Annotated in this window: 12 protein-coding genes; 8 read left to right on the plus strand and 4 right to left on the minus strand. The window is 61.0% G+C overall.

Annotated elements, in window-relative coordinates; genetic code table 11:
• Positions 1-220: 220 nt before the first annotated feature.
• On the minus strand, positions 221-895 hold the full coding sequence (gene rpiA / locus J2W17_RS25950) for a ribose-5-phosphate isomerase RpiA (RefSeq protein WP_064680309.1): 675 nt from the start codon (positions 893-895) through the stop codon (positions 221-223).
• Positions 896-1200: 305 nt separating this feature from the next.
• On the opposite strand from rpiA, the gene ilvA reads away from it, so the two are divergent.
• Together ilvA and J2W17_RS25960 are read left to right on the plus strand one after the other, a co-directional pair.
• Entirely contained in the window at positions 1201-2715 is a 1515-nt protein-coding gene (gene ilvA, locus J2W17_RS25955) for a threonine ammonia-lyase, biosynthetic (protein WP_307341443.1), read from the plus strand.
• Between the two features lie 38 nt (positions 2716-2753).
• Positions 2754-3179 (plus strand): DUF2269 domain-containing protein, encoded by a 426-nt coding sequence (locus tag J2W17_RS25960; protein ID WP_307341445.1) that lies wholly within the window; start codon positions 2754-2756, stop codon positions 3177-3179.
• Positions 3180-3347: 168 nt separating this feature from the next.
• On the opposite strand, the gene J2W17_RS25970 is transcribed toward J2W17_RS25960, so the two are convergent.
• Positions 3348-4004 carry an HAD family hydrolase gene (locus tag J2W17_RS25970; protein WP_307341447.1) on the minus strand — a complete coding sequence of 219 codons (657 nt, stop codon included), beginning with the start codon at positions 4002-4004 and terminating at the stop codon, positions 3348-3350.
• A 143-nt stretch (positions 4005-4147) separates the two neighbouring features.
• On the opposite strand from J2W17_RS25970, the gene J2W17_RS25975 reads away from it, so the two are divergent.
• Both J2W17_RS25975 and ptsP read left to right on the plus strand, forming a co-directional pair.
• Positions 4148-4627 (plus strand): RNA pyrophosphohydrolase, encoded by a 480-nt coding sequence (locus J2W17_RS25975; RefSeq protein WP_307341449.1) that lies wholly within the window; start codon positions 4148-4150, stop codon positions 4625-4627.
• Between the two features lie 22 nt (positions 4628-4649).
• Entirely contained in the window at positions 4650-6929 is a 2280-nt protein-coding gene (gene ptsP, locus J2W17_RS25980) for a phosphoenolpyruvate--protein phosphotransferase (RefSeq protein ID WP_307341451.1), read from the plus strand.
• A 131-nt stretch (positions 6930-7060) separates the two neighbouring features.
• Here the strand turns inward: ptsP and J2W17_RS25985 are convergent, their stop codons facing one another.
• Positions 7061-7807 carry an NRDE family protein gene (locus tag J2W17_RS25985; RefSeq protein WP_307341453.1) on the minus strand — a complete coding sequence of 249 codons (747 nt, stop codon included), beginning with the start codon at positions 7805-7807 and terminating at the stop codon, positions 7061-7063.
• A gap of 133 nt (positions 7808-7940) precedes the next feature.
• On the opposite strand from J2W17_RS25985, the gene J2W17_RS25990 reads away from it, so the two are divergent.
• From J2W17_RS25990 to J2W17_RS26000, 3 genes are all read left to right on the plus strand, one after another.
• A complete protein-coding gene (locus tag J2W17_RS25990) occupies positions 7941-8723 on the plus strand; it encodes a sulfite exporter TauE/SafE family protein (RefSeq protein ID WP_128873646.1) in 783 nt (260 codons plus the stop codon).
• Positions 8724-8805: 82 nt separating this feature from the next.
• Entirely contained in the window at positions 8806-9612 is an 807-nt protein-coding gene (gene lgt / locus J2W17_RS25995) for a prolipoprotein diacylglyceryl transferase (RefSeq protein WP_128873645.1), read from the plus strand.
• A gap of 48 nt (positions 9613-9660) precedes the next feature.
• Positions 9661-10632, plus strand: coding sequence for a thymidylate synthase (locus tag J2W17_RS26000; RefSeq protein ID WP_307341460.1), 972 nt, complete (start codon positions 9661-9663; stop codon positions 10630-10632).
• 135 nt (positions 10633-10767) lie between these two features.
• On the opposite strand, the gene cadR is transcribed toward J2W17_RS26000, so the two are convergent.
• Positions 10768-11217 (minus strand): Cd(II)/Pb(II)-responsive transcriptional regulator, encoded by a 450-nt coding sequence (cadR, locus tag J2W17_RS26005; protein WP_307341463.1) that lies wholly within the window; start codon positions 11215-11217, stop codon positions 10768-10770.
• 84 nt (positions 11218-11301) lie between these two features.
• On the opposite strand from cadR, the gene J2W17_RS26010 reads away from it, so the two are divergent.
• Positions 11302-13566 (plus strand): heavy metal translocating P-type ATPase, encoded by a 2265-nt coding sequence (locus tag J2W17_RS26010; protein WP_307341466.1) that lies wholly within the window; start codon positions 11302-11304, stop codon positions 13564-13566.
• The last annotated feature ends 6 nt before the right edge of the window (positions 13567-13572 follow it).

Below are 13572 nucleotides of genomic sequence, written 5' to 3' on the forward strand. Positions count from 1 at the left end.
CACATTCACCACAGATGTTGGCAGTGACACCACCTTCGCCCCTGTAGGAGCTGGCTTGCCAGCGAAGGGGCCAGCACATTCACCACAGATGTTGGCAGTGACACCACCTTCGCCCCTGTAGGAGCTGGCTTGCCAGCGAAGAGGCCATCACCTTCAACATCGATTTGAATGTTACGCCGCCTTCGCTGGCAAGCCAGCTCCTACAGGGGGGGCGTTCGAATTACTTCGCGCGCAGGGTTTTCACGCCTTCGCTGGTGCCCAGCAGCAACAGATCCGCCGGACGTGCCGCGAACAACCCGTTGGTGACCACGCCGACGATGGCATTGATCTGCGTCTCCAGCTCGACGGGGTTGGTGATCTGCATGTTGAACACGTCGAGGATGATGTTGCCGTTATCGGTCAGCACACCTTCACGGTAAACCGGGTCGCCGCCGAGCTTCACCAGCTCGCGGGCCACGTGGCTGCGGGCCATCGGGATCACTTCCACCGGCAGCGGGAATTCGCCGAGCACCGGCACCAGCTTGCTGGCGTCGGCGATGCAGATGAAGGTCTTGGCCACGGCCGCGACGATCTTCTCGCGGGTCAGCGCTGCGCCGCCGCCCTTGATCAGGTTCAGGTGCTCATCGCTTTCGTCGGCGCCGTCGACGTAGAACTCCAGGTCGCTGACCGTGTTCAATTCATACACCGGAATGCCATGGCCCTTGAGGCGCGCGGCGGTGGCTTCGGAGCTGGCGACCGCGCCGTCGAACGCGCCCTTGTGCCGGGCCAGGGCGTCGATGAAGCAGTTCGCGGTGGAGCCGGTACCGACCCCGACGATGCTCTTGTCATCGAGTTTCGGGAGGATGAAGTCGACGGCGGCCTGAGCCACTGCCTGTTTGAGTTGATCCTGGGTCATGCGGGCTCCGAGGTGCCGAAGGGGGACGAAAGGCCGGCATTATAGGCTTCGGGGCGGGGAAGGTCATTGCCCGATTGGCGGGTCAACGTCATGTCCGACACCTGTAGGAGCGAGCTTGCTCGCGATGGACGTGAACGATAACGCGAATTGTCTGAGTGAACGTGTCGCTCCAAGTCCATCGCGAGCAAGCTCGCTCCTACACGTATGAGCTATCCGGTCCAAAACCATGTGTTTAGTGTGGTCGCCCGGCCGAAAGCCGGGTTAGACTCCTTGACCCTGCCCAACTCGCTCAGTGATGCTTTCCGATGCTCGAACAGTACGTCAAAAAGATCCTCACCTCGCGCGTTTATGACGTTGCCGTAGAAACCCCGCTGCAGACCGCCCGCCAGCTCTCCGAGCGGTTGGGCAACGATATCTGGCTCAAGCGTGAAGACTTGCAGCCCGTGTTCTCCTTCAAGATTCGCGGCGCTTATAACAAGCTCACCCAGCTGTCCGACGAAGAGCGCGCGCGCGGCGTCGTGACCGCGTCGGCGGGCAACCACGCGCAAGGCCTGGCCCTGGCGGCCAAGGTGCTGGGGGTGAAAGCCACCATCGTCATGCCCAAGACCACGCCGGAAATCAAAGTGGAAGGCGTGCGCTCACGTGGCGGCAAGGTCGTGCTGCATGGCGATTCGTTCCCGGAAGCCCTGGCCTACTCGCTGAAACTGGTGGACGAAAAAGGGTATGTCTACATCCACCCCTACGACGATCCCCACACCATCGCCGGGCAGGGCACGGTGGCAATGGAGATTCTGCGCCAGCACCCTGGCCGCCTGGACGCGATTTTCGTCCCGGTGGGCGGTGGCGGGCTGATTGCCGGGATCGCCGCGTATGTGAAATACCTGCGTCCTGAAATCAAGGTCATCGGTGTCGAACCTGACGACTCCAATTGCCTGCAAGCCGCCATGGCTGCCGGTGAGCGCGTGGTGCTGCCGACTGTGGGCCTTTTCGCCGACGGCGTCGCGGTGGCCCAGATCGGCCAGCACACCTTCGATATCTGCAAGGAGCATGTCGACGCAGTGATCACCGTCAGCACTGACGAAATTTGTGCAGCCATCAAGGATATCTACGACGATACCCGCTCGATCACCGAACCTGCCGGCGCATTGGGCGTCGCCGGGATCAAGAAATACGTCGAACAACATGGCATCACCGGGCATACCTTCGTCGCAATCGATTCCGGGGCCAACGTCAACTTCGATCGCCTGCGTCACGTGGCCGAACGTGCCGAGCTGGGTGAGGGCCGTGAAGCTATCATCGCCGTGACCATCCCCGAGAAGCCAGGCAGCTTCAAGGCGTTCTGCGAAGCCATCGGCAAACGCCAGATCACCGAATTCAATTACCGCTACAACACCGGCAGCGAAGCCCATATCTTCGTCGGCGTGCAAACGCACCCGGAAAATGATCCGCGCAGCGCGCTGCTTGCCAGTCTGACCGAACAGGGCTTTCCGGTACTCGACCTGACCGACAACGAACTGGCCAAGTTGCATATCCGCCATATGGTCGGCGGGCGTGCGGCCCATGTCGTCGATGAAGTGGTGCTGCGTTTTGAGTTCCCGGAGCGGCCGGGTGCGCTGTTCAACTTCCTCAACAAGCTCGGCGGGCGCTGGAACATCTCAATGTTCCACTACCGCAACCACGGCGCGGCCGATGGCCGTGTGGTCGCCGGGCTGCAGGTGCCCCATGACGAACGTCATCTGGTGCCGGCGGCACTGGAAGAAATCGGCTACCCCTACTGGGATGAAAGCGACAACCCGGCCTATCAGTTGTTTCTCGGCTGAGGGGCTACGCTGATGGGCAGCCTATAAGGAATCGAACAATGGAAACGTTAACCGCCCTGAAAGTGGCGCACATCGTCGCAACGGTGCTGCTGTTGATCAGCGCGCTGGGGCTGGCGGTGTGGGTCTGGCGGACGCGGCGCAACGGCGATGCGACGGCTCACACTCGCACGCTGCAGCGGCCGGGGGTGTTTATCTGGGTGCTGATGGGGCTGGCATTGCTGAGCATGCCGTTCACCGGGTGGTGGATGGTGCATCTGGTGGGCTGGCCGCTGGGGCAGACCTGGTTGCTGGCCTCGAGTGTGCTGTACACCGTGGCGGCGTTGGGTTGGTTCTGGTTGGTGGTGCGGCTCAACAAGTTGCGCAAAGGGCCAGGAGGCAATGGCAGGTTCACTTTTGCCTTGGCATTGTTCAGCTTTGTTTGTTTGATCGCCATTGCGGGGTTGATGGGCGCCAAACCAGTGTAGGAGCGAGCCTGCTCGCGAAAAACTCAAGGTCGCCGCGGGGAGTCAGATGCCCCGCCTCATCGTTGACGACCAGCGCGGGCAAGCCAGCTCCTACATGTGATGCGTCGTGCCGAAATTTGGTGTTCAACGCAAAACCTTGTAGGAGCTGGCTTGCCAGCGAAGGCGTCATCAGTCGCGCAACGAAATCACCGGCCAGCCACGCTTCTCGGCTTCGGCCCGCAGATTAGGATCCGGGTCAACCGCCACCGGATTCGCCACCTGCTCCAGCAACGGCAAATCATTCATCGAGTCGCTGTAGAAATAACTGTCTTCCAGCGAATACCCGCTTTCTTCCAGCCAGCGCGCCAGCCGTGTGACCTTCCCTTCGCGAAAGCATGGAATGTCGGTGCTGCGCCCGGTGTATCGGCCATCGACCATTTCGCATTCCGTGGCGATCAAGGTTTCGACGCCGAGTCGCTGGGCAATCGGCCCGGTCACGAAACGGTTGGTCGCGGTGATGATCACCAGCTTGTCGCCGGCCTCGCGGTGCTTGGCCAATAGTTCGATGGCCTTGGGCAGTACGATCGGTTCGATGCAATCGCGCATGTAATCCAGGTGCCATTCATCAAGCGTGGTCATCTCCGTGCGACCCAGGACTTCGAGGCAGAAGTTCAGGTACGCATCGTTATCCAGCTTGCCGGCCAGGTAATCCTGATAAAACTCGTCGTTGCGAGCCTTGTACGCGACGGCATCGAGGAAGCCGCGTTCGCACAGGTAGTCGCCCCAGGCGTGGTCACTGTCACCGCCCAAAAGCGTGTTGTCCAAGTCGAATAAAGCCAGGCGCATTGCAGTTACTCGCTGAAAAGTCTGTAGAAAGGCGTCAAGAATACGGACTTTTCACAAGAGTGCACATAAGGTAGACCGGCTCGTTGCTGCTTTCACAACCTTTGTGGAACAATGCGGGGACATGCGTTTGCGAGGTTGTTGCCGTGATCGACCCCGATGGTTTCCGCCCCAATGTCGGGATCATTCTGACGAATGATGCCGGCCAGGTGCTATGGGCTCGCCGTATCAATCAAGATGCCTGGCAGTTTCCACAGGGAGGAATCAACCCCCAGGAGACGCCGGAAGACGCCTTGTACCGCGAGTTGAACGAAGAAGTAGGCCTGGAACGTGAAGATGTTGAAATTCTCGCCTGCACCCGGGGCTGGTTGCGCTATCGTTTGCCGCAACGTCTGGTAAGGACTCACAGCCAACCGCTGTGCATCGGCCAGAAGCAGAAATGGTTTCTCCTGCGCCTGATCTCCAACGAGCGGCGGGTGCGGATGGATTTGACCGGTAAACCGGAATTCGATGGCTGGCGCTGGGTCAGTTATTGGTATCCGTTGGGCCAGGTGGTGACATTCAAGCGCGAGGTGTATCGACGCGCTCTCAAAGAGCTTGCCCCGCGCCTTTTAACGCGCGACTGACGACGGAGTTCGACCCCGAGCCATGCTCAATACGCTGCGCAAGATCGTCCAGGAAGTTAACTCCGCCAAGGATCTCAAGGCGGCGTTGGGGATTATTGTGTTGCGCGTCAAAGAGGCCATGGGCAGCCAGGTCTGCTCGGTCTACTTGCTCGACCCCGAGACCAATCGCTTCGTGCTGATGGCCACCGAGGGCTTGAACAAGCGCTCGATCGGCAAAGTCAGCATGGCGCCCAACGAAGGCCTGGTCGGTCTGGTCGGCACGCGTGAAGAACCCCTGAACCTGGAAAACGCCGCGGATCACCCGCGCTATCGCTACTTCGCCGAGACCGGTGAAGAGCGCTTTGCCTCGTTCCTCGGCGCACCGATCATTCACCACCGTCGCGTCGTCGGCGTGTTGGTCATCCAGCAAAAGGAACGTCGCCAGTTCGATGAAGGTGAAGAAGCCTTCCTCGTCACCATGAGCGCGCAGCTCGCCGGCGTTATCGCCCACGCCGAGGCCACCGGTTCGATCCGTGGCCTGGGGCGTCAGGGCAAGGGCATCCAGGAAGCAAAGTTCGTCGGCGTACCGGGCTCGCCGGGTGCGGCGGTCGGTACCGCGGTGGTCATGTTGCCGCCGGCCGATCTGGATGTGGTGCCTGACAAGACCATTACTGACATCGCCGCCGAACTCGGGCTGTTCAAGACCGCCATCGAAGGCGTGCGCGCCGACATGCGCGCCTTGTCGGCCAAGCTCGCGAACCAGTTGCGCCCGGAAGAGCGCGCGCTGTTCGACGTCTACCTGATGATGCTCGACGATGCCTCGCTCGGCAGCGAAATCACCACCGTGATCAAGACCGGCCAGTGGGCCCAGGGGGCGTTGCGCCAGGTGGTCACCGAGCACGTCAACCGCTTCGAATTGATGGACGACGCCTATCTGCGTGAACGCGCCTCGGACGTCAAGGACCTCGGTCGGCGCTTGCTGGCTTATCTGCAGGAAGAGCGTCAACAGACCCTGGTCTATCCCGACAACAGCATTCTGATCAGCGAAGAACTGACGCCGGCGATGCTCGGCGAGGTGCCGGAAGGCAAGCTGGTCGGCCTGGTCTCGGTACTCGGCTCCGGCAACTCCCACGTGGCGATCCTGGCGCGAGCCATGGGCATTCCGACGGTGATGGGCCTGGTCGACCTGCCATACTCCAAGGTCGACGGCATCCAGATGATCGTCGACGGCTATCACGGCGAGGTCTACACCAACCCCAGCGAAGTGCTGCGCAAGCACTTCGCCGAGATAGTCGAGGAAGAGAAGCAGCTGGCCCTCGGGCTGGACGCGCTGCGGGATCTGCCGTGCATCACCCTCGACGGCCACCGCATGCCGCTGTGGGTCAATACCGGCCTGCTGGCGGACGTGGCACGGGCACAGAAGCGAGGCGCCGAGGGCGTCGGTCTGTACCGCACCGAAGTGCCGTTCATGATCAACCAGCGCTTCCCGAGCGAAAAAGAGCAACTGGCGATCTATCGCGAGCAGCTCGCCGCGTTTCACCCGCAGCCGGTGACCATGCGCAGCCTGGACATCGGTGGCGACAAATCGCTGTCGTACTTCCCGATCAAGGAAGACAACCCGTTCCTCGGCTGGCGCGGCATTCGCGTCACCCTCGACCACCCGGAAATCTTCCTGGTCCAGACCCGCGCGATGCTCAAGGCCAGCGAAGGCCTGAACAACCTGCGGATTCTGCTGCCGATGATCTCCGGCATCCACGAACTGGAAGAAGCCCTGCACCTGATTCACCGGGCCTGGGGCGAAGTGCGCGACGAAGGCTGCGATGTGCCGATGCCACCGATCGGCGTGATGATCGAAATTCCGGCGGCGGTATATCAGACCAAGGAGCTGGCGCGGCAAGTGGACTTCCTGTCGGTCGGCTCCAACGACCTGACCCAGTACCTGCTGGCCGTGGACCGCAACAACCCGCGAGTCGCCGACCTCTACGACTACCTGCACCCGGCGGTGCTGCAAGCGCTGCAGAACGTGGTGCGTGATGCCCATGCCGAAGGCAAGCCGGTCAGTATCTGCGGCGAGATGGCCGGTGACCCGGCAGCGGCGGTGCTGTTGATGGCAATGGGTTTCGACAGCCTGTCGATGAACGCCACCAACCTGCCGAAAGTGAAGTGGATGCTGCGCCAGATCAACCTGAGCAAGGCCAGGGAATTGCTGGCGGAGTTGATGACCATCGACAACCCGCAAGTGATCCACAGTTCGCTGCAACTGGCGCTGAAGAATCTTGGGTTGGCGCGGATGATCAATCCGGCTTCGGCCAAGACCCTTTAAAAGGCTGATGGCCTCATCGCGAGCAAGCTCGCTCCCACAAGGTTCTGCTGTATGGCATAGATGGCATATACACCAGAGAACGCTGTGGGAGCGAGCTTGCTCGCGATGGGGCCAGTCCTCACAACACACAACTAAACCTTGATCTCCACCTCCCCGAGATGCCCGCCATACGGCCCGAAACTGCGCTCGACCATATGCCGCGTCCCATCCGCATGCACGATCAACGCCGTACTCGCCCGCGTCCCGTAAGTCGGGCTGGCAATAAACACACTCGACAGTAACGTCTCGGTCGCCAACCCCACCCCGGTATCCGGCAACTCGGCAAAGGGCGCGGTCTGTGGGTCATTCAATAACGTCAGCAATGCCTCAGGCCGGGGATCTTCCAACACCGCCTCCAGCGCCTGGCGAGCCTTGAGCAATTTCGGCCACGGCGTATCCAGACCGGCGTTCGACAAGCCATAGACACCCGGTGGCAGCATCACTGCCTCAGCTGCCCGGGCATTGAAGTGCCACAATTCGTTGGCGTTGCCGATCAGCAAGTTAAATCCGGCATATTCCAGCGAACGTGCGACAACGTCGCTCAAATAGTCATCAATCGGCATCGTGCCTGCAAGAAACCGCGCCACCAGTTCCCCTCGCGATTTTCGCGCGGGCGGTTGATGAGGATCGCGAATATTGGTCAGCGCAGCGAAGCGGCCATCGGCACCGACGCCCAGCCAGGTGCCACCGGCCTCCAGATCGCGACCGGCATAGACCTGGGGATTTTCCGGCCATTGCGCCAGCGGCAGGCTGGGGCGGGCATAGAATTCGTCACGGTTGGCGGCGACGATCAGCGGGTGGGCGCGGCCGGGATGCCAGGCAAAGACAATCAGGCACATAAGGTGGTCCTGTGTGTTTTTTTGCCCACTCTACGCAGTCATCGAGCGGGTATCCATCGCCATCCAGTGGAGCTTGAGGCCATGCATCCGTTACCATGCCGCTCCTATTTTCGGGACGCGGGCGGGGACGGCCATGGAATTTCTGCTGTATCTGGCGCTGGGCGCCTGTGCAGGCGTGCTGGCCGGGCTGTTCGGGGTGGGGGGCGGAATCATCATCGTCCCGGTATTGGTGTTCAGTTTCACCTTGCAGGGCTTCGATGCGTCGATCTTGACCCACCTGGCCGTCGGCACTTCACTGGCGACGATCATCTTTACCTCGATCAATGCCATCCGCGAGCATCATCGCCGCGGTGCCGTGCGCTGGCCGATCTTTGCCTGGATGACCGTCGGTATCCTCATCGGTGCCGGTTTCGGCGCGCTGACCGCCGAAGCGATCTCCGGGCCAAACCTGCAGAAAATCATCGGCGTGTTTGCGCTGATCATCGCAGTTCAGCTTGCGTTGGATGTCAAGCCGAAAGCCAGCCGCACGGTGCCCGGCAAAGTCGGTCTGACCGTGGCCGGCAGTGTGATTGGCTGGGCTTCGGCGATTTTCGGAATTGGCGGCGGCTCGTTGACCGTGCCGTTCCTGACCTGGCGCAGCGTGCCGATGCAGCAAGCGGTGGCGACCTCTTCGGCGTGTGGGCTGCCGATCGCGCTGGCCAGTGCATTAAGTTTCATGATTCTGGGGTGGCACGATCCGTTGTTGCCGGCCCATAGTCTCGGTTTTATTTATTTGCCTGCGCTGCTGGGGATCGCCCTGACAAGCATGGTGTTCGCCCGCCTCGGTGCACGACTGGCCCACAGCCTGTCGCCGCGCTTGCTGAAAAGACTGTTTGCCGCTTTGCTGTTCTGCGTTGGCCTGAGCTTCCTGCTCTGACCCGCGTCGCAATGCTGGCTTAATCCTGGCGTGACAGCGTCCCCGGGAATTTTGAATGTTTCAATTCTAACGAGGAGTCGCAATGCTGCCTTACCCGCAGATCGACCCGGTGGCCCTGGCCATCGGTCCGCTGAAAATCCACTGGTACGGCCTGATGTACCTGATCGGCATCGGCGGCGCGTGGTGGCTGGCGTCCCGCCGGCTGAACCGCTTCGACCCGACCTGGAGCAAGGAGAAACTCTCCGACATGGTGTTCTGGATGTCGATGGGGGTTATCGTCGGTGGTCGCCTGGGCTATGTGCTGTTCTACGATCTGAACGCGTACCTGGCCAACCCGACATTGATCTTCGAGGTGTGGAAGGGCGGCATGTCGTTCCACGGCGGGTTCATCGGCGTGATGCTGGCGGCGTTGTGGTTCGGTAAAAAGAACGGCAAGTCGTTCTTCCAGCTGATGGACTTTGTCGCACCGATGGTGCCGATCGGGCTCGGTGCCGGGCGTATCGGCAACTTCATCAACGCCGAGTTGTGGGGCAAGGCGACCGACGTGCCTTGGGCGATGGTCTTCCCGACCGACCCTGCGCAACTGGCGCGTCATCCGTCGCAGCTGTACCAGTTCGCGCTGGAAGGCGTGGCGCTGTTTGCCATCCTCTGGTTGTTCTCGCGCAAGCCGCGGCCGACCATGGCGGTGTCCGGGATGTTCGCGCTGTTCTATGGCATCTTCCGTTTCATCGTGGAATTCGTTCGGGTGCCGGACGCGCAACTGGGCTATCTGGCCTGGAACTGGCTGACAATGGGCCAGGTACTGTGCATCCCGATGATCGTCGGCGGCCTGTTCCTGATCTGGCTGGCCTATCATCGCGCCCCGGCGGCTCCAGCGGCAGCCGTATAAATTCGAATCCCGGGGTGACGACTCCGGGTTCAAGGACACAGGTAATTCATGAAGCAATATCTCGATCTGGTCGCCCACATCATCAAGAACGGCACCAAACAGGCCAACCGTACCGGCGTGAACACCATCAGCTTTCCTGGCGCGATGCTGCGTTTTGACCTGAAAGAAGGTTTCCCGGCGATCACCACCCGCAAGATGGCCTTCAAATCAGCCATCGGCGAAATGTGCGGTTTTCTGCGCGGGGTGAACAACGCCGCCGAATTTCGTGCCTTGGGCTGCAAGGTCTGGGACCAGAACGCCAACGAAAACGCCCAATGGCTGGCCAACCCGTTCCGACAGGGCGAAGACGACCTCGGCGAGATCTATGGCGTGCAGTGGCGCAAATGGCCGGCGTACAAACAGATCCCGGTCAGCAACCAGGCCGCTATAGAGCAGGCCCTGAGCCAGGGTTATCGCCAGATCGCCGAAGGCGAGGAAGATGGCCAGGCGTACGTGGTGCTGTACAAGGCGATCGACCAGATCCGCCAATGCGTCGACACCATCATCAAGGACCCGGGCAGCCGCCGCATCCTGTTCCACGGCTGGAACGTCGCCCAGCTCGACGAAATGGCCCTGCCGCCGTGCCATTTGCTGTACCAGTTCCATCCGAATGTCGAGACCGGAGAGATCTCCTTGACCCTCTACATTCGCTCAAACGACTTGGGCCTGGGCACGCCATTCAACCTCACCGAGGGTGCCGCGCTGTTGAGCCTGGTCGGTCGCCTGACCGGTTACACGCCGCGCTGGTTCACCTATTTCATCGGCGACGCCCACGTCTACGAAAACCACCTGGACATGCTCAACGAACAGCTCAAGCGCGAGCCGTTCCCGATGCCGAAACTGGTGATCAGCGATCGTGTGCCGGAGTTTGCGAAGACGGGTGTCTACCAACCGGAATGGCTGGAGCTGATCGAACCGGGCGATTTCTCGCTGGAAGGCTACGAGCACCACGCGCCGATGACGGCGCCGATGGCGGTTTAAGCCTTAACGCATAACGCCTGTAGGAGCGAGCTTGCTCGCGATGGATTTGAAGGCGCCGCATTTTTCCAGGCTGCCCGCGTCATCGTTCACGTCCATCGCGAGCAAGCTCGCTCCTACAGGGGGGGTGTGGTGTTTTTAGTGGCCGTGACTTCGGCCGACATGTGACGGCTCAACCTCCGTCGCCACAACCCCGCCACTCACCTCCAACCGCTGCAAAATCCCGCACTGATCGATATCAGGCCCCTCGCCGCAGCGTTGGCGCAGGTCGATCAATTGTGTCTGCAACGCCAGCAATCCATCGATCCGCGCCTTGACGTGATGGATGTGTTCATCGACCAGCGCATTCACGCTTTCGCACTGATCATGCGGGCTGTCGCGCAGCGCCAGCAGGCTGCGGATCTCCTCGAGGGTCATGTCGAGGGTGCGGCAGTTGCGGATGAAAGTCAGGCGCTCGGCATGGGCCTGGGTGTAGACGCGGTAGTTGCCGTCACTGCGGGCCGGTTCCGGCAGCAGGTTTTCGCGCTCGTAGTAGCGGATGGTTTCCACGGCGCAGTCGGTGAGTCTGGCCAGTTCTCCTATCTTCATCGCGACAATCTCCAGAAGAGTGCTTGACCCTATAGTGGCTACAGGGTCTTTACTTGGCAACAGGCACCTTCATGGACGTGACCAATGAGCGATTCCCTGCATACCCACAAACCCGATGCCGCAGACGATTGCTGCGGCAGCAAACTCAAGCCTGTCCCTCAGCATGTGCATGGCGGTCAGGGTGATTCCTGCTGTTCGTCTACAACAGCGGCGCCTGCGCTGATCCAGTTGAGCGAAGCGCCGAGTGCCGATGCGCGGGTGGACAGTTTCCGTATCGACGCAATGGACTGTCCGACCGAACAGACGCTGATCCAGAACAAACTGGGCAAGCTGGCGGGTGTGCAACAGCTTGAATTCAATCTGATCAACCGCGTGTTGGGGGTGACCCACAACCTGCCGAGCACAGCGCCGATCATCGACGCGATCAAGTCCCTTGGCATGCAGGCCGAGCCGCTGAAGCAGGGCGTGGAAGCGCCGGCGCCGACTGCCGGGAAAAAGCCCTGGTGGCCGCTGGCGCTGTCCGGCATCAGCGCGGTGGCTGCCGAGGTGATCCACTTCACCAGTGCCGCACCCGACTGGGTGGTGGCCGTCATTGCACTGGTCTCGATCCTTAGCGGCGGCCTCGGTACCTATAAGAAGGGCTGGATTGCGCTCAAAAACCTCAACCTGAACATCAACGCGCTGATGAGCATCGCGGTGACAGGCGCAATCCTGATCGGTCAGTGGCCGGAAGCGGCGATGGTGATGTTTCTCTTCACCGTGGCCGAGTTGATCGAAGCCAGGTCGCTGGACCGGGCACGCAATGCCATTGGCGGCCTGATGCAGATGACCCCGGAACAGGTCACGGTGCAGTTGGCCGACGGCAGCTGGGTTGCGCAGGACGTCAAAATCGTTGAGCTGGGGGCACGGGTGCGCGTGCGTCCGGGTGAGCGGATTGGATTGGACGGTGAAGTCGTTGCAGGCACTTCCACCATCGATCAGGCACCGATCACCGGCGAAAGCCTGCCGGTCGAGAAGGCCATTGGCGACAAGGTGTTTGCCGGCACCATCAATCAGTCCGGCTCTCTGGAGTACGCGGTGACGGCTGCGGCCAATCATTCAACGCTGGCACGCATCATTCACGCGGTCGAACAGGCCCAAGGCGCGCGGGCACCAACCCAGCGTTTTGTTGACAGCTTCTCGAAAATCTACACGCCGGCAGTGTTCGTTCTGGCCATCGCGGTGGCCGTGATTCCGCCGCTGTTCATGGAGGCGTTGTGGTTCGACTGGATCTACCGCGCGCTGGTGTTGCTGGTGGTCGCTTGCCCCTGTGCACTGGTGATTTCGACCCCGGTGACCATCGTCAGCGGCCTGGCGGCGGCGGCGCGCAAAGGGATTCTGATCAAGGGCGGCGTGTACCTGGAAGGCGGTTACAAGCTTGATTACCTGGCGTTGGACAAGACCGGCACCCTGACTCACGGCAAGCCGGTGCAGACCGATTATGTTTCCCTCGATCCAACCGCTGATGAATCGGCTCCGGCCATTGCCGCGGCGCTGGCGGGTCGTTCGGATCACCCGGTGTCGATGGCCATCGCCAATGCGGCTGTGGATAAAACATCTGCGCCCTTGGTTGTGGATAACTTCGAGGCACTCGGCGGGCGGGGTGTGCGCGGTGAGATCAACGGTCAGACCTACCACTTGGGCAATCACCGCTTGGTGGAAGATCTGGGCCTGTGCTCGCCTGCGCTCGAAGCTCAGCTGTTCGCGCTGGAAAAACAGGGCAAATCCGTAGTGCTGTTGCTCGACAAGTCCGGCCCGCTGGCACTGTTCGCCGTGGCGGATACGGTGAAAGCCTCCAGCCGCGAAGCCATCCAGCAATTGCATGACATGGGCGTGAAAACCCTGATGCTCACCGGCGACAACGTTCACACCGCCCAGGCCATTGCCGCTCAAGTCGGCATCGATCAGGCGCAAGGCGATCTGCTGCCGACGGACAAGCTGCACGCCATCGAAGCGCTTTATGCACAGGGCCATAGAGTCGGCATGGTTGGAGACGGCATCAATGACGCTCCGGCGCTGGCCCGGGCGGAGATCGGGTTTGCCATGGCCGCCGCGGGGACCGATACCGCCATCGAAACCGCCGACGTCGCCCTGATGGACGACGATCTGCGCAAGATTCCGGCCTTCATTCGATTGTCGCGGCAGACCTCCAGCATCCTGAAACAGAACATCGCGCTGGCATTGGTAATCAAGGCGATCTTTCTTGGGGTAACCTTCGCCGGGATCGCCACCATGTGGATGGCGGTGTTTGCCGACATGGGCGTGAGTCTGTTGGTGGTGTTCAACGGTTTGCGCCTGTTGCGCAAATAAGTATTG

The organism is Pseudomonas lini (assembly GCF_030812475.1).
Taxonomy (GTDB): Bacteria; Pseudomonadota; Gammaproteobacteria; order Pseudomonadales; family Pseudomonadaceae; genus Aquipseudomonas; species Aquipseudomonas lini_A.